15 protein-coding genes are annotated in these 17,595 nt (G+C 54.6%); all 15 read left to right on the top strand.

Annotated elements, in window-relative coordinates; genetic code table 11:
* Positions 1-107 precede the first annotated feature (107 nt).
* The 15 genes from acsA (at position 108) to JMG82_RS02995 (ending at position 17,389) form a co-directional block, all read left to right on the top strand.
* Positions 108-1,859: an acetate--CoA ligase gene (acsA, locus tag JMG82_RS03065; RefSeq protein WP_201353472.1), complete on the top strand. Its 1,752-nt coding sequence runs from the start codon at positions 108-110 to the stop codon at positions 1,857-1,859.
* Between the two features lie 12 nt (positions 1,860-1,871).
* Positions 1,872-2,846, top strand: coding sequence for a pyruvate dehydrogenase (acetyl-transferring) E1 component subunit alpha (gene pdhA, locus JMG82_RS03060; protein ID WP_201353471.1), 975 nt, complete (start codon positions 1,872-1,874; stop codon positions 2,844-2,846).
* Entirely contained in the window at positions 2,843-3,826 is a 984-nt protein-coding gene (locus tag JMG82_RS03055; RefSeq protein ID WP_201353470.1) for an alpha-ketoacid dehydrogenase subunit beta, read from the top strand. The genes pdhA and JMG82_RS03055 overlap by 4 nt, the downstream gene beginning before the upstream one ends.
* On the top strand, positions 3,827-5,116 hold the full coding sequence (locus JMG82_RS03050; RefSeq protein ID WP_201353469.1) for a dihydrolipoamide acetyltransferase family protein: 1,290 nt from the start codon (positions 3,827-3,829) through the stop codon (positions 5,114-5,116).
* Complete coding sequence (locus JMG82_RS03045; protein WP_201353468.1) at positions 5,113-5,358, top strand: acyl carrier protein; 246 nt, start codon at positions 5,113-5,115, stop codon at positions 5,356-5,358. The genes JMG82_RS03050 and JMG82_RS03045 overlap by 4 nt, the downstream gene beginning before the upstream one ends.
* 19 nt (positions 5,359-5,377) lie before the next feature.
* Positions 5,378-5,719, top strand: a complete 342-nt coding sequence (locus JMG82_RS03040) for a carboxymuconolactone decarboxylase family protein (protein ID WP_201353467.1) — start codon at positions 5,378-5,380, stop codon at positions 5,717-5,719.
* A 4-nt stretch (positions 5,720-5,723) separates the two neighbouring features.
* Positions 5,724-6,497 carry a 2-oxo acid dehydrogenase subunit E2 gene (locus tag JMG82_RS03035; RefSeq protein WP_201353466.1) on the top strand — a complete coding sequence of 258 codons (774 nt, stop codon included), beginning with the start codon at positions 5,724-5,726 and terminating at the stop codon, positions 6,495-6,497.
* A complete protein-coding gene (locus JMG82_RS03030) occupies positions 6,494-7,822 on the top strand; it encodes a dihydrolipoyl dehydrogenase family protein (RefSeq protein WP_201353465.1) in 1,329 nt (442 codons plus the stop codon). Before JMG82_RS03035 ends, JMG82_RS03030 begins: the two co-directional genes overlap by 4 nt.
* Before the next feature lie 91 nt (positions 7,823-7,913).
* On the top strand, positions 7,914-9,311 hold the full coding sequence (locus tag JMG82_RS03025) for an MBL fold metallo-hydrolase RNA specificity domain-containing protein (protein WP_201353464.1): 1,398 nt from the start codon (positions 7,914-7,916) through the stop codon (positions 9,309-9,311).
* Positions 9,312-9,390: 79 nt separating this feature from the next.
* Positions 9,391-12,042: a plasma-membrane proton-efflux P-type ATPase gene (locus JMG82_RS03020; RefSeq protein WP_201353463.1), complete on the top strand. Its 2,652-nt coding sequence runs from the start codon at positions 9,391-9,393 to the stop codon at positions 12,040-12,042.
* Complete coding sequence (ppk2, locus tag JMG82_RS03015; RefSeq protein ID WP_201353462.1) at positions 12,039-12,797, top strand: polyphosphate kinase 2; 759 nt, start codon at positions 12,039-12,041, stop codon at positions 12,795-12,797. The genes JMG82_RS03020 and ppk2 overlap by 4 nt, the downstream gene beginning before the upstream one ends.
* A gap of 83 nt (positions 12,798-12,880) precedes the next feature.
* Positions 12,881-13,843 carry an LOG family protein gene (locus tag JMG82_RS03010; protein ID WP_201353461.1) on the top strand — a complete coding sequence of 321 codons (963 nt, stop codon included), beginning with the start codon at positions 12,881-12,883 and terminating at the stop codon, positions 13,841-13,843.
* Positions 13,827-14,024, top strand: a complete 198-nt coding sequence (locus tag JMG82_RS03005) for a hypothetical protein (RefSeq protein ID WP_201353460.1) — start codon at positions 13,827-13,829, stop codon at positions 14,022-14,024. The genes JMG82_RS03010 and JMG82_RS03005 overlap by 17 nt, the downstream gene beginning before the upstream one ends.
* A 10-nt stretch (positions 14,025-14,034) precedes the next feature.
* On the top strand, positions 14,035-16,452 hold the full coding sequence (gene ppsA, locus JMG82_RS03000) for a phosphoenolpyruvate synthase (protein WP_201353459.1): 2,418 nt from the start codon (positions 14,035-14,037) through the stop codon (positions 16,450-16,452).
* Positions 16,453-16,480: 28 nt separating this feature from the next.
* Entirely contained in the window at positions 16,481-17,389 is a 909-nt protein-coding gene (locus JMG82_RS02995) for a beta/alpha barrel domain-containing protein (RefSeq protein ID WP_201353458.1), read from the top strand.
* Positions 17,390-17,595: the final 206 nt, after the last annotated feature.

Raw genomic sequence — 17,595 nt, 5'->3', positions numbered from 1 at the left:
ACTTTCAGAGTTTGTTAAGGTTAAATTCAGTTTATAGATACATACCGTTTACTTTTTTCTATTATACTATCTATTAAAGGGCCTTAAAAGAAAAAAAGGAGGAGAAGATGAAGGCAAAATGGATAGAGAAAGATATCGACAAACTGCCGGTAAAGCCCAATCTGCTCGATTATGATGAAGTGTACAGAACCTTTTCGTGGGAGGAGGTGGGAAAACATTTCGACGGGCTTCCCTCGGGTGGGCTCAATATCGCCCACGAAGCGATCGACAGGCATGCCAACGGGGCATTGAAAGATAAAACGGCATTGGTATGGTACGGCAAAAACGGTGACAGAAAGAGTTATACCTACGGCCAGTTGAAAAAGGAGACCAACAAATTTGCCAATGTCATCAAAAAGCTCGGTTTCGAAAAAGGGGAGCGTCTCTACATTCTTTCTCCCCGTGTTCCCGAACTCTACATCGGTGTGATGGGGATCTTGAAAAACCGAAGTGTCATGTGCCCGCTGTTTGCCCAGTTCGGTCCCGAACCGATTCTTCAGCGGCTGCAGGGTGGCGACGCCAAAGGGCTGTTGACCACCGAACACCTCTATGACAAAAAGGTTGCGGGCATCGTCGATCAGGTACCCGAACTCAAATATATCTTGCTGATCGATGCGAAGGAGCATCGGGATGAAAAGGTTCTATCTCTGCCGAAACTGATGGCGGAGGCTTCCGAAGATTTCACGATCGAAGCGACCGATCCCGAGGATATGTCGCTGCTGCACTTCACCAGTGGAACGACCGGAAAGCCCAAAGGTGTCATTCATGTCCACAAAGCGATCTATACCCACTGGGTCACCGGCTACTACGTGCTTGACTTCCATCCCGACGATGTCTTCTGGTGCACGGCGGATCCGGGCTGGGTCACCGGAACCTCCTACGGCATCATCGCCCCGTGGCTGCACGGCATCACCAATGTCGTCGATGAGGCGGAATTCAACGCCGAGCGCTGGTTCAAAATTCTGCAGGATGAAAAGGTCAATGTCTGGTACACTGCACCCACAGCGGTCCGAAGGCTCATGCGGCTCGATGTCGATCCTCTCAAAGAGTACGACCTGAGCCATCTGCGACTGATACACAGTGTCGGTGAGCCGCTCAACCCCGAAGCGGTATGGTGGGGCATGGAGAAGCTCAAGATGCCGATCCACGACAACTGGTGGCAGACGGAGACCGGGGGCATCATGATCGCCAACTATCTGTCGCAGACGATCCGTCCCGGCTCGATGGGACGTCCGATTCCGGGTGTGGAGGCGGCGATCGTGCGGCGAAACGACGATGGCACCGCCACTGTCATCACAGAGCCGGGCGTCGAGGGCGACCTGGCCCTCAAACCCGGCTGGCCCTCGATGTTCAGGGGATATCTGCACAACGAAGAGAAATACAAAAAATCGTTCGCGGACGGATGGTATATCTCCGGAGATCTGGCTTATCGGGACAAGGACGGCTATTTCTGGTTCGTAGGACGCGCCGACGACATCATCAAGACCTCCGGTCACATGGTGGGGCCTTTCGAAGTCGAAAGCGCGCTGATGGAGCATCCGGCCGTCGCCGAGGTGGGGGTCATCGGAAAACCCGACCCGGTTGCGGGACAGATCGTCAAAGCGTTCGTTTCGCTCAAGAAAGGGTATGAACCCAGCGAGGAGCTCAAGCGTGAACTGATCGGATTCGGACGCAAGAAACTGGGAGTGGCGATCGCTCCCAAAGAGATCGAATTCATGGAGAATCTGCCCAAGACACGCAGCGGAAAGATCATGCGGCGCCTCTTGAGGGCCATGGAGCTCGGCCTGCCTCTTGGCGATACGTCGACACTCGAAAAATAGGAGGAAAAAAAGATGAGCCTGAGTCTGGAAAAAGCGAAACAGTTCTACCGTCAGATGCTGCTGTGCCGGCGTTTTGAAGAAAAGAGCGCCGAGCTCTATACCGAGCAGAAGATCCGCGGGTTTTTGCATCTGTATATCGGTGAAGAGGCGGTGGCGACGGGCATCATCGATGCCATCGAACCCGACGACGGGGTGGTGGCGACCTACCGGGAACATTGCCATGCGATATTGAAAGGCATCCCGCCCGAAAAGGTGATGGCCGAACTCTACGGAAAGATGGAGGGGTGCTCGCGCGGACGCGGCGGGTCGATGCACCTTTTCGACAAAGAGAAGAACTTCTACGGCGGCTATGCGATCGTCGGTGGGGGCCTGCCGCTGGCGGTGGGCATCGCGCTGGCGGACAAGCGGATGGGACGCAAACGTGTCACGGTCTGTTTCTTCGGTGACGGCGCCGTCGCGGAAGGGGAGTTTCACGAATCGATGAACCTGGCGCAGCTGTGGGAGCTTCCGGTGCTGTTTGTCTGTGAAAACAATCTCTACGGCATGGGCACGTATATCGAAAGGGCCGAGTCCGAGCCCGACCTTGTCAAAAAGGCCAAAAGCTACCGGATGGAGGCGCACCGTGTCGATGGCATGGACGTGGTCAAAGTCAACGATGCGGCCAAAAAGGCGGTGGCGCATATCCGTTCGGGCAAGGGTCCCGTCTTTCTCGAGTGCCAGACCTACCGCTTCCGTGCCCACTCGATGTTCGACCCCGACCGCTACCGGACGAAGAAGGAGATAGAGGCATGGAAGGAGAAGGGGCCGATCGTCACTTTCCGAAAATACCTCCAAAAGAAGGAAATGTGGGAGAAAATCGACGCCGCCGCCATCGAAAAGGCGATTGAAGAAGAGGTCGAAAAAGCGGTCGATTTTGCAGAAAAAGGAACATGGGAGCCTGTTTCCGATCTGACGAAGTTCGTCTATTCCGAGGAGGTGACATCGTGAAAAAGGAACTCACCAACCGCGAAGCGGTCCGAATGGCGATCGATACGGCGATGCAGAAGGATGAACGGGTCTTTCTCGCGGGCGAAGATGTGGGAAAATACGGCGGAAGCTACGCCGTGAGTCTGGGGCTTTTGGAGAAATACGGTCCCGAACGCATTGTCGACACCCCGTTGAGCGAGTCGGGATTCACCGGTATGGGGATCGGTGCAGCGATGAACGGGATGCGTCCGATCATCGAGATCATGACCGTCAACTTTTCCCTGCTCGCACTCGATCAGATCATGAACAACGCCGCCCACCTGCTGCATATGTCGGGCGGGCAGTACAACGTGCCGCTTGTTATACGCATGGTCACCGGGGCGGGCAAACAGCTCGCGGCCCAGCACTCCCACTCGCTCGAAGGGTGGTATGCCCATATACCAGGGCTCAAAATATTGACGGCAGCGACGGTGCAGGATGCTTACGATATGGTGCACCTGGCGCTGGCCGATCCCGATCCGGTCATACTGTTTGAAAATTCGCTGCTCTACAATATGAAAGGGGTACTCGACACCTCCGCCCAGCCCCTTCCGATCGGGCAAGCGAAGGTGATGCGCGAAGGGAAGGACCTCTCGATTTTCGCCTACGGCATCAACCTTTTCAAAGCGCTCGAAGCCGCCGAAACCCTCGCCAAGGAGGGGATCGAGGCCGAAGTGGTCGATCTGCGTTCGCTGCGACCGCTTGACGACGAGACGATCATTGCGTCGGTGAGAAAGACCCACAGGGTATTGATCGTCGACGAAGGGTGGCGTTCGGGCAGCATTTCGGCCGAAATCATGGCGCGCATCAACGAACAGGCTTTTTTCGAGCTCGATGCCCCGATGCGCAGGGTCTGCAGCGAAGAGGTGCCGATCCCCTACGCGAAGCATCTTGAAGATGCGGCGATTCCCAGCCCGGAAAAGGTCGTCGATGCGGCCAAAGCCGTGATGGAGGAGGCGTAGATGATCTACAAGATGCCGAGCCTGGGTGCGGATATGGAATCGGGCATCCTTGCCGAATGGAAAGCGAAAGAGGGCGATACACTCAAAAAAGGGGATGTCATCGCCGACATCGAAACGAGCAAAGGGGTCATCGAAGGAGAGGTCTACGAAGACGGAAAGGTCGAAAAGATCGTCGCGAAAGAGGGTGTGGAGTATCCGGTGGGAACCCCCCTGGCGGTGATTCGCACCGAAAAGGACGACGATGCGACGATAAAAAAAGAGATCGAAGAGACGATCGCGGCACTTTCCGCCCCGTCCGGAAAGGAGGCGCAACCCCAACAAGAAGAAGAGGCGATGAAAACCGAAACCGCGGCCGAATCGTCCGCTTCGGCTTCGGAAGTACCGAAAAGTGCGGCCGAAGAGATATTCGGAACACCGGCCAAAGCCGAAAGCCGGGCGGAGGGGGAGAGAAAACCTGAAGTTCCCGTTCGTGTGCGGGCCACCCCTTTGGCGAAAAAGCGGGCCAGGGAGCTCGGAGTCGATCTCGAAGAGCTAGCACGGAAAGTGCATGGAAAGATCAGTGCGAAAGATGTGGAAGAGGCCGCAAAGCGGATGCAGCAAAAAGGTGCCGTACCCTCGGCTTCGAAACCCGATCCGATGCGCATGGCGATCGCCGCGGCGATGAGCCGCTCCAACGCCGAAATTCCCCACTACTATCTCTCTACCCCCATCAATATGACCAGAGCCCTCGAGTGGCTGAGAGAACTCAACGCCAAGCGTTCGATAAAAGAGCGCATCCTTCCGGCTGCGCTTATGATCCGCGCCGTCGTCAAGGCGCTCCAGGCGGTCCCCGAGCTCAACGGTTTCTGGAAAGAGGGGCCGATCGTCAGCCCTGAAATCCATCCGGGCATCGCGATCGCGCGGCGGCAGGGAGGTCTGATCACACCTGCCCTGATCGATGCACATGAAAAAAACCTCGACGAGACGATGAAAGCGCTCACCGATCTCATCGAGCGGACACGCGGCGGCAAACTGACCAGTTCGCAAATGACCAGACAGACCATCACGATCACCAATCTGGGCGATCTGGGAGTCGAAAAGGTCTATGGGGTGATCTATCCGCCGCAGGTGGCGCTGGTGGGATTCGGGCGCATCATGGAGAGGCCGTGGGCCGAAGGTGACGCCATCGCCGTCAGAAAGGTCGTCGAAGCGTCGATCGCAGGAGACCATCGGGCTACCGACGGACGCACGGGCGCGCTTTTTTTGGCCAAACTCGAGAAGCTATTACAAAAACCGGAGGATTTGCAATGACCAAAGAGGAGATAAAAAAGACGATCGTCGAAGCGATCTACGAGATCGCACCCGAACACGAAGGTGAGGAGATTCCCGAAAAGGAGAATCTGCAGGAGTCGCTGGAGATCGATTCGTACGATTTTCTCAACCTTCTGACGGCACTGGCCGAGAAACCGGGTGTCGAAGTGCCCGAAGAGGACTACGGAAAAGTCGATACACTCGAACACATGGTCGACTATTTCGCGGAACGGATAAAATAACCACAAAAAGGAGAACGGTATGGGAACCTACACGAAAAAACTCGAAGAGATCAAGGAACTTGTCTCAAGATTGCAAAAAGAGTCCCCCGAACAGATGGAAGCGTTTCACAAATTCATGTTCGCCATCGAAAAGCCGGGGGCGCTCGATACGAAGATGAAAGAGCTCGTCAACGTGGGCCTCGCCGTCGCCGCGCAGTGTGAATGGTGCATTTCGCTCCATGTCAAAGGGGCGCTCGATGCGGGGGCGACGAAAGAGGAGATTATCGATGCGGCGCTGCAGGCGGTGCTGATGCACGGCGGTCCGGCGCTGATGTATATGATCCCGGTCGAAAAAGCGATCGACGAATTCACCTCAAAGTGAGAGTATGAACCACAACATCTATACGGAAAACGAAAAGTTTTCGCCGCAGGCATGGAAGCTACTGATGCAGTACCGGCTCTCGCCCGAGCTTTTTGTCTCGAAAGAGAGGGTGAGCGAAGAGGATATTGAGGCCTATATCCAGGCGCATGAAGTCCCGCTTCCGCAGCCGTTGAGCCCGATTCAGCAGGTCATCATCAAAAATGTCAGCGAAGCGGCGAAAAAGCCGGTCTATCGCATCTATGACGGCATCGACGCGACACTTCTTCGTGCGCACGAAACCAAAAAGCTGACGCTGACGGTCTGGATCCTCAAACTGATCGCGGAGGCGATGATGCAAAACCCCTCGACCCGTATGACGCTCGATACCCATACTTACCAGCTCTGGCCCAACGCGTCGATCTCGCTGGCGATGGCGCACGGCGAAGCCCTTTACATGCCCGTTTTCAAAGATGTCAACAAAAAGAGTGCCCCTCAGATCGCCGAAGAGTTGAAAGCCTACAAAGAGAGGGTCAGAAGCGGAAGGGTACTCGCCGCGAATCTGATCGGCTCGACCTTCGGGATCTCCAATCTCGGTATGACGGGCATCGAACGGTTCGATGCGCTCGTCAACCGGAACGATACGGGCATCGCGGCGATCGGCAGCGAAAAACAGGGGCAGATAAGTGTGACACTGACGATCGACCACCGCTTCATCAACGGGTGGCAGGCCGCGGAGTTCATGCAGACGATCAAACGACTGGCGGAAGATCCGGAATTTTACAAAGGTGCGATTCAATGACCTACGATTACGACATTCTTTTTCTTGGCGGCGGCCTCAACTATGCCGGAGCCGTTGTCGCATCCAAAAGGGGATTGAAGACGGCGCTGGTCGAAAAAAATCCGTCGCATCTTGGAGGGACCTGCCTTCACAACGGCTGCATACCTTCGAAAATGTATCTGGGCGCTGCGGAGACGGTGCGGGCTTCCAAAAATCCCCATTTCGAGGGATCGATTTCGTTGAAGATGGAGAGGCTCGACGACGAGAAGGAGAAGCTTCTTCTATCGGCCACACAGGCGATCATGAGACAGTGCGAGAAGGTCGATATCATGGAGGGTGAAGGATTTCTCACGGCTCCGCATACCGTCAGAGTCAAAGAGAGAAAAATCACGGCGCGCCATGTCGTGATCGGCACGGGATCGTCGCCTTTTATTCCCGATGGCATCGAATACGACGGTAAAGGGGTCGTAACGAGCGACGAGATTTTGAATATACGCACGCTGCCGGAGAAAATTGCGATCTATGGCGACGGAGCCATCGGATTGGAGACAGCCAGTTTCTTCGCTTCATCGGGGGTGCCGACAGAGTTGATATGGCGGCACGATACGCTGCTGAGAAAAGCGCATCCGGCCATCTCGAAAAATCTCTTCCGCCAGATGCAGGAACTCGGGGTGACGCTTCTGCGCAACCGTTCGATCAAAAGCGCCAAAACCACCGGACGAGGCGTGCATATTCTCTATGAAGACGGCAGCGACCATTACGTACCGATGCTGCTCGTGGCCACGGGCCGCAGGGCGAACGTCTCGGCCGTGGAGTGTGACGAGATCCAAACGGACAGCAGAGGCATCGTCACCGATGACCATTTCGAAACGACCCTGCCGAACCACTACGCCATCGGCGACTGCAACGGCAAGCTCCAACTCGCCCATGCGGCACGTGCCGAGGTACTCTATGTGGTGGCGAAAATAGTGGGGGATGAACCGGAGACGCTCAATCTGGAGAATGTGGTCAAATTCATCCATACCTTGCCATGCGGTTACGCATCGGTCGGGAAATCGAAATCGGACCTCGAAAAGAGCGGTGTCTGCTACAAAGAGAGTACCGTTTTTTTGCGGGGTCTTCCTTTTCCCCATACCCACGACGGGGATCTGGGTGTAATGGCCCTTTATGCGGACGATGAGGGTTTCATTCTCGGGGGCGAGATATTCTCCCCCGACGCGGAAGAGCTGATCGCCGTCGTTTCGATGGCTCTGGCAGGAGAGATGGACGCCAGACTGGCCCGCCGGACGGTTCTGGCCCATCCGACATTCAGTGAGTCGCTTGAGAGAGCGTTTCGCAGACTGTAGATAAAAAAGAGTTGTTCCTGTTGTTTCGCAGCCCGTGTGGATTGTGAAACTGTTTTATGAAAAATATCGGTTAATAACCAAAGGGGTCCAAATGGCTGTCATTCAATCGTTCGGTGCGGCTGAGGTTGTCACAGGTTCGTGCCATCTTCTGCGCATCGAAAAAGGGCCGACAATCCTCGTAGACTGCGGAATGTTCCAGGGAACCGTCGAGGATCGCAATGACGAGCCTTTCGGTTTCAATCCCCGGGATGTGGATATTCTGCTTGTCACCCATGCCCATCTCGACCATGTGGGGCGCATTCCCAAACTCGTAAAAGAGGGTTTTGTCGGGCGCATCGTCACGCTCAAGTCGACGATGGACCTGGCGGAGGTGGTATTGCTCGACAGTGCCCATCTGATGCTGGAAGAGTATCAGACGCGTTTTAGAAAAGCACAGCGCCGAGGGGCGGAAAAGAGTGTCAAAGAACCGCTCTATACCCCTGACGACGTGGAAGCGGTCTACGATTTGCCGATGATATTCGTCAAGTATGACGAACCCATCGAAATCGCCAAAGATGTGACAGCGACATTCCGCAATGCGGGGCATATTCTCGACTCGGCGACGATCGAACTCGATATCGTCGAGGGTGGTGAAGCCAAAACGCTCGTTTTCAGCGGTGACCTTGGCAATCACAACGATATGGTGATGCCCGATCCTGTTTATGTGAAAGGGGCGGATGCCCTCTACATCGAGTCGACCTACGGCGATCGGAACCACAAAGGCATACAGGAGAGTGTGGCGGAATTCAAAGAAGTTGTCGTCAATACGCTGCTCAACCAGGGCAACGTGCTCATTCCCTCCTTCGCCATCGAGCGGACCCAGGAGATACTCTGTATCCTCAAACAGATGTACGACAGCAGGGAGCTTCCGACGTGTCAGGTATTTCTCGACTCACCCATGGCTATCCGTGCCACTCGGCTTTACGACACCTATCACAAAGAGCTGAGCCGGCAGTGCAACAACTATCTCAAACGTGACGGTACCATTTTCGAGTTTCCCTATGTCAAATATACCCTCAAACCCGAAGATTCGAAAAAGATCAATGACATTGAGAGCGGCTGCATCATCATCGCCGGCAGCGGCATGTGTACCGGCGGACGCATCCTTCACCATTTCAAACACCGTCTCTGGAACGAAAAAAACGCACTGCTTTTTGTCGGTTATCAGGCCGAAGGGACATTGGGACGGCGCATCATCAACGGTGAACGGCATATACGCATTTACCACGAAGAGGTGGTGGTGCGCGCTTCAATCCATACGATCAACGGTTTTTCCGCCCATGCGGACCAGAGTGAATTGATCGACTGGATGAACCATTTCGACAATCTGGGCAAAATTTTTCTGATTCACGGCGAATACGACAAACAGAGGATTTTCAGAAAAGTCATAGAAGAACGTATGGGGAAAAAAGCCCATATCGTGGCACCGGAAGAAAACATCTATCTGTAAGGGAGGCAAGATGTCACACAGAAGGCGAAGAAAAAAAAGGAACCGTACGGAAACAGCTCCAGCGAAAACGCAAATCGCGATGAGCCCCGAAGAAGCTGCTGCCGTCGCTTCCGGAGAGTGGAAAGGACTGAATGAAAAGGAGGCAGCCGAAAGACTCAAAAAGTACGGATACAACGAAATCGAAGAGAGGGAAGAAGGATGGTTCCGCCGGCTTCTGAAACGATTCTGGGGACCGATCCCGTGGATGATCGAAGCGGCCGGTCTCATGGCTCTGGCGGTTCATCATACCGAAGAGTTCGTCATCATCCTCATCATGCTCCTGGTCAATGCCATCGTCGATTTCTATCAGGAAACAAAAGCCCTCAACGCCATCGCTGTGCTGAAGAAGAAACTGGCGCGCAGTGCGCTTGTGCTCAGAGAAGGCGTCTGGAAACAGGTTCCGGCCCGTGAAGTGGTACCTGGCGACATCATCAAGGTGAAAATCGGCGATATCGTGCCTGCCGATGCCAAACTGCTCGGCGGGGGCGATTTTCTGCTGGTTGATCAATCCGCACTTACCGGCGAATCGCTTCCTGTGACCCGCAAAGCCGGAGATACTCTTTATGCCAATGCCGTCATCAAACAGGGAGAGATGGTGGCGCAGGTCACCGCGACAGGCTTGAATACCTATTTCGGCAAGACAGTGGGTCTTGTTGCGAAAGCGGAGCGGGAGCAGCAGAGCCATTTCCAGAAAATGGTGATACGTGTAGGGGATTTTCTGATTGCAGTGACTGTCGTGATGATTCTCATCATCATTTTTGTGGGACTTCATCGACATGAAAATGCGTTGGAACTTCTCGCTTTTTCGTTGGTTTTGACCGTTTCGGCGATACCGGTGGCACTGCCTGCGGTTTTGACCGTCACCATGGCGGTAGGAGCCATGAGTCTGGCGAAAAAGCAGGCGATTGTCAGCCGTCTGGCAGCCATCGAGGAGATGGCGGGCATGGATATTCTCTGTTCTGACAAAACCGGTACGCTGACCCAAAACCGCATGAGCCTGGCCGATCCTTTCGTCGCCGACGGCCATACGGCCGAAGAGCTGATGCTCTATGCGGCGCTGGCCAGCAAAGAGGAAAACCGCGATCCGATTGAAAAACCGATTTTCGAATACATCGACGCACACAATATGCGTGATGCGCTCAAGCGTTACGAACTCACCAAATTTCTGCCTTTCGATCCGGTTCACAAGCGGACCGAGGGACTTTATAACGGCAAAAAATGCCTGGTTGTCACCAAAGGCGCACCGCAGGTAATCATTGAGCAGTGTCACGAAAACGAATTCGACAAGAAAAAGGCCTACGACGCAGTGGAAAACTTTGCCGAGAAAGGATTCAGGACTCTCGGGGTGGCCTATCGGCTGTGCGAAGAGGACTATTACCATTTCGTGGGGTTGATTCCTCTCTTCGATCCACCGAGGGAAGACAGCAAAGAGGCGATCGAAGAGGCGCTCTCCAAAGGCGTCGAGGTCAAGATGGTCACGGGAGACAATATCGCCGTTGCGAAATATATCGCAAAAATTCTTGGCATAGGAGAGAGGATCGAAGATGTCCGTGAACTCAAAGGAGAGACGATCGTCGAATACATCTACCTCTCCGAAGTGCTCTCCCGTGCCATCGCAGAAAAGTTCCATCCCGATGCGAGCAAGGACGAGATCGATCGAATCGTCCGCGATATCATGAAGAAGGTGAAACGTGAGCTCTACAATATGCCGATACCCAAGGGTACGGTCAAACGGCACGAATCGGAGATTATCGCCGCAATCGAAGAGGCCAACGGTTTTGCGCAGGTGTTTCCGGAAGACAAATACTTCATCGTCGACGAGTTGCAGAAGGCCGACCATATCGTGGGTATGACCGGAGACGGCGTCAATGATGCTCCCGCTCTCAAAAAGGCAGACTGTGGCATTGCCGTCAGCGGAGCCACCGACGCGGCCCGGGCGGCGGCGGACATCGTTCTTATGGCACCGGGACTGCGGGTGATCGTCGATGCGATCGAGCAGGCCCGGGTCACTTTCGAGCGGATGAAAAGCTATACGATATTCCGCATCGCCGAGACAATCCGTATCGTGATTTTCATGACGCTGGCTATTGTCGTCTTCCAGTTCTATCCGTTGACGACCGTCATGATCATCGTACTCGCACTCCTTAACGATATTCCGATTCTGACAATTGCCTACGACAACACGAAGATCAGAAAAAAGCCGGTGCGCTGGGACATGAGGGAGATGCTCATCCTCTCCTCCTGGTTGGGAGTCGCCGGCGTTTTGAGCTCCTTTCTTATCTTCTACATCGTTATGGTCTATCTCAAGGCGCATCCTGAAAGTGCCGATTTCCTGCCCCATGTGCCTTTATGGGTCGATATGGGAGACATCAAAAGCTACGAAGCTTTTGTCCAGTCGATCTTTTTCGCCAAAATGGTCATCGCCGGTCACGGGACCATCTACAATACCCGTATCGATGACTGGTTCTGGAAACGTCCCTGGCCGTCGCTGATACTTTTCGGTGCCACATTTTCGACACGCATCATCGGTACAATCATCGCCGTCTATGGATTCGGACTCATGACGCCCATCGGGTGGGAGTGGGCTATTTTCATGTGGGCTTACGCACTGACATGGTTCGTATTCAACGATGTGGTCAAAGTCGCGGTTTTGCGCTACTATCGCAGGAAACTGGGAATCGAGGTGATATGAACAAAAGGATTTACAAAAAAACGCTTTACCGTTTGCAGGTGGAGCTGGTCAAATTCCAGCGCCATGTGATCGAAAAGGATCTAAAAGTATGCGTCGTTTTCGAAGGACGGGACGCCGCGGGAAAGGATGGGACGATCAAACGCTTCACGGAGCATCTGAGTCCCCGCGAGGCACGTATCGTCGCATTGGGGAAACCGAGCGACCGTGACAGGAAGTCGTGGTATTTCCAGCGGTACGTTCCCCATCTGCCAAGCGGCGGGGAGATCGTCTTTTTCAACCGCAGCTGGTACAACAGGGCAGGGGTCGAGAAGGTGATGGGGTTCTGCACGAAAAAAGAGCACAGGCTCTTCATGAAAGAGGTAGGAAGTTTCGAACAGATGCTGACCCACTCGGAGATGCTTTTTTTCAAGTACTACCTCGACATCTCCAAAAAAGAGCAGAAAAAACGGCTCGAAGAGCGTCGAAAAGATCCTCTCAAACAGTGGAAACTGAGTCCCATCGACCAGCAGGCCCAGAGACTGTGGAAAGAGTACTCCAAAGCCAGAGACGAAATGTTCGCCAAAACCTCTTTTGTCTTCGCCCCTTGGCATGTGGTCCACAGCGATGACAAAAAAACGGCGCGCATCCACGTGATGAAACACTTTCTCGCCCATGTGGAGTACCCTGGCAAAAACGCCGAACTGCTGGTATACGATACCGATGTGGTGTGCGAATTTGATCCCGTCTGTTACGAAAAAGGACTCATCGCGCCATAGAGTGATGCCTGTTGTGCTGTTTTTGGCCATTGCGACCAAAACGAGGCAATTTGGATAGAATATTCATATCACAGGAGGGTCTTATGAAAAAAACCGGGCGAAAAAGGTGGCATGAACTGCCCTGGCAGCATCCTAAACCGAAATCGGAAGATCCGAAAGCATTGAAGCTTGTTCAACAGCTGATGAACTCACCATCCTACCGGCTGGCGGAAGAAGATCCGGAATTTCTCAGAATCCACGAGACCCGTGGAGTGAGACTGGAGTTGGATTATCTAAAACCCGAACTTATCATGACGGACCTGGATGTGCAGCATACGATCGTGGTGTTCGGGAGTGCGCGCATCAAGGAACGCAAAACCGCACTCGCACACTTCAAAACGGTGCAGAAAAAACTCGATGCCGATCCGGACAATGTCAAACTTCTGGCCGAACTGCGCGAAGCGGAGCGGATGGTGGAAATGAGCACCTATTACGACGATGCCCGCCGTTTTGGCCGGATGATCGGCGAAGCGGGGACGGGTCCTGAAGACAACCGGGTCATTCTGATGACTGGCGGCGGTCCGGGTATCATGGAAGCAGCCAACCGAGGTGCTTACGATGTGGGAGCGAAAACCATCGGCCTCAATATCAATCTGCCCCATGAGCAGTATCCCAACCCCTACATCTCCCCGGAACTCTGTTTCCAGTTCCACTATTTCGCGATTCGAAAACTCCATTTCATGCTTCGTGCCCAGGCACTGGTGGCCTATCCCGGTGGATTCGGAACATTGGATGAGCTGTTCGAAGTATTGACGCTTGTGCAGACCCGCAAGAATCCGGAAATTCCTGTCGTTCTCGTGGGCCATCGCTACTGGAAGAGGATCATCGATTTCGATGTACTCGTCGAAGAGGGGATGATAGCCCCCGAAGATCTGGAGATATTCACGATTGTCGAGAATGCCGAAGAGGCATTCAAGCACATCATCGGCTGGCATACAGAAAGAAAGACGCACCTCTATCGCGTCTACACGGAAGGAGAGAAACCGCAACATGGAAAAGTGCGATAAAGAAAGAGTGATCGTTTCGGGCCTGGAGATTCCTTTTTGGGATCTGGTATGGTTTATGGTGAAGCTGGCGCTGGCTTCGATTCCGGCACTGTTTATCATTTATTTTATCTTCGTGGTGTTGGGGATGCTTTTCGGCGGCTTTTTCAACATGGTGATGATGTCACCACCCCATACATTGTAAAAGGATCGCTATGAGCACGTATGTCAGATGGTTCAGTGAAATCGGTATCGAAGATGTTCCCGAAGTAGGAGGCAAAAACGCATCGCTGGGAGAGATGTACCGCAACCTCACCCAAGAAGGCGTCAGGGTGCCCAACGGCTTCGCTGTCACGGCCACGGCATACCGACACTATCTTCAGGCCAACCGCCTCGAAGAGAAACTTCACGGATACCTTGACGGACTCGACTATGACAATGTGGAGGCGCTGCAGAAAGCGGGCGAGGCGTGTCGCAAAGCGATCATCGAATCCGAAATACCCGACGACCTGAAAGAGGAGATTGTCGCCAATTACGCGAAACTCAAAGAGGAATACGGTGAAAATCTCTCTCTGGCGGTTCGCTCTTCCGCCACGGCGGAGGACTCTCCCGAAGCCTCCTTCGCCGGGCAGAACGACACCTACCTGAACATCCAAGGCGACGAGGCGCTGCTGGATGCCTACAAACGTTGCCTCGCTTCCAACTTCACCGACCGCAGCCTCCACTACAAGCACGACAACCACTTCGACTGGGCCAAAGTCTACCTGAGTGTGGTGGTCATGAAAATGGTGCGTTCCGACAAAGGGGCCAGCGGCGTCATGTTCAGCCTCGATACCGAGACGGGATTCAAAGACGTGGTCTTCATCAACGCGGCGTGGGGCTTGGGGGAGAATGTCGTGCAGGGGACCATCGATCCCGACAGTTTTTATGTTCACAAACCGACCTACGAAAAGGGCTTCCGTGCCGTTTTGAAGCGGCGCCTTGGGAGCAAAGAGCTCAAAATGGTCTTCACCGACACTCTCAATACCGACAATATCGCGGTCGAATACACCAAGAACATCGAAACGACACCCGAAGAACGCAGCCGTTTTTGTATCAGCGACGACGACGTGATGGTGCTGGCCGATTACGCCATCAAGGTCGAACGCCACTACTCCGAAAAAGCGGGGTACCACAAGCCGATGGATATGGAGTGGGCCAAAGATGGTGAAGACGGGCATCTTTACATGGTGCAGGCCCGTCCGGAGACTGTCGAATCCCAGAAAAAAGGCGACATTCTGGAGATCTACCATCTCAAAGAGCGGGGCAGGGTCCTGGTGACCGGCCGCGCTGTGGGTACCAAGATCGGCCAGGGCAAAGTCCGCTATATTCCTGACGTGAAACATCTAGACCAGTTCCAGCCAGGCGAAGTCCTGGTGGCCGACACGACGACCCCCGACTGGGAGCCGGTGATGAAAACCGCCGCGGCCATCGTCACCAACAAAGGGGGCCGCACCTGTCACGCCGCGATTGTGAGCCGGGAACTGGGCATTCCCGCCGTCGTCGGTGCCGAAGGGGCGACCAAGATCCTCGAAACGGGCCAGGATGTCACCGTCAGCTGTGCCGAAGGGGAGAGTGGATTCGTTTATGAAGGCATCCTGCCCTTCGAGATTGAGAAGGTGGACTTAAGCGGCCTGCCCAAGCCCAAAACCGAGATCATGATGAACCTGGGCAACCCGGACCAGGCCTTCAGCCTCGCCTCTTTGCCGGTGGACGGTATCGGCCTGGCGCGGATGGAGTTCATCATCAACGAATATATCAAAGCGCACCCGATGGCGCTGAGGCATCCCGAAAAGGTCGACGACGCCACCCGCGAACAGCTGGAAACTTTGAGCCGCGCGTATGACGATATGGTGGATTTCTTCGTCAAAACCCTCTCCGAGGGGGTCGCCACCATCGCCGCGGCGGTCTACCCCAACCCCTGCGTCGTACGGATGAGTGACTTCAAAACCAACGAATACGCCACGCTCACGGGCGGAAAGTTCTTCGAGCCCGAAGAGGACAACCCGATGATCGGCTTCCGCGGCGCGGCCCGCTACAGCCATCCCGCTTACGAAGAGGGCTTCGCCCTGGAGTGCGCGGCGATGAAGCGTGCCCGAGAGGTGATCGGAATGGAGAACATCATCCTGATGATCCCCTTCTGCCGCCGTGTCGAAGAGGGTAAAAAGGTGGTCGAGACCATGGCCAAATATGGCCTGAAAAAAGGGGAGAAGGGTCTCAAAATCTACGTCATGTGCGAAATTCCCAACAACGTCATCCAGATCGACGCTTTCAGTGAAATCTTCGACGGTTTCAGCATCGGATCCAACGACCTGACCCAGCTGACCCTGGGCGTCGACCGCGACAGCGAAATCGTCGCCTTCGACTACGACGAGCGGGACCCCGGCGTACTGAAGATGATCGAGCTGGCCGTCGAAGGGTGTCAGCGCAACCATCGCCACAGCGGCATCTGCGGCCAGGCACCCAGCGACTACCCGGAAGTGGCGGAGTTTCTGGTGAAGCTTGGCATCGACTCCATGAGCCTCAACCCCGACAGCGTTCTTCGCACGATTCGGGATGTGGTGAAGCTGGAGGAGAAGCTGGGACGCAAATGAAGGTGTCCAAAGAAAAAAAGGATTCAAAATGTTCGCAAAATATCTCCCGGCCGACGTACCGGCGGAAAAAGAGGGCGTTTTTCTTGAAAATTTTGAAAAGAGTACCGGCGGCAGCGGGCGGTTGATGCTCTTTGCTGGCGACCAGAAGGTGGAACATCTCAACAACGATTTCCATGGGGAGGGAATCCCCGAAGAGGACAACGACCCGGAGCATATGTTCCGGATCGCGTCCCGGGCGAAGATCGGGGTTTTTGCGACCCAGTTCGGGTTGATTTCCCGCTATGGGCGGGAGTACCGCAATGTCCCGTACCTGGTGAAACTCAACTCCAAAACGAATCTGGTCCCCTACGAAGCCAAAGACCCCTATTCCCAGCAGTGGCTGGAAGTGGGGGATGTGGCCCGTTTCCGCGAAAGCAGCGGCCTGGATATCCGCGGTGTCGGTTATACGGTCTATCTGGGCGGCGAGCATGAGCATGCCATGTTGCGCGAAGCGGCACGAATCGTACACGAAGCGCATGAACACGGCATGCTGGCGGTGCTTTGGATGTATCCCAAAGGGCCCTATGTCAAAAACCAGCACGATCCCCACCTGATCGCCGGAGCGGCGGGCGTGGCCGCCTGTCTGGGTGCCGACTTCGCCAAGGTCAAGGTGTCCTATGCCACAGACGGTGAAGCGGACGCGGCGTTGCTGCAGGAGGCGACCCAGGCGGCGGGACGTACCGGTGTATTGTGCGAAGGGGGATCCAAGATCGATGAGAGCGTCTTCCTCCGCCAGTTGTACGATCAGATACATATCGGCCGCAGCCGTGGCAACGGCACGGGACGCAACATTCACCAGCGTCCGTTGGAAGAAGCGGTGAAGATGGCCGATGCCATTTATGCGATCACCTGCGAAAACCGCAGTGTCGAAGACGCAGTGAAAATTTTAAAAAACTGAAGCTTGGAACTGAGCCGGGTGTAGAATGCTTCGAATGCCCATCCACCAATGCGGTCGGATAGTGCATATTGGGCCAAAAACCTCCGCGAGAAGGCTTTGGGCTGTTTGTTTGCACCTCCTGTGCAAACGGACGCCTTCAGGATCGCTCAAAAACCTTCCTAAACCTTACTTTTGAACTACCCTGGTTGTAACTCAGGTAGCGGAAC

It is taken from the genome of Hydrogenimonas urashimensis, from assembly GCF_016593255.1.
Classification (GTDB): Bacteria; Campylobacterota; Campylobacteria; order Campylobacterales; family Hydrogenimonadaceae; genus Hydrogenimonas; species Hydrogenimonas urashimensis.
This window is presented reverse-complemented; position numbering and strand designations above follow the sequence as displayed.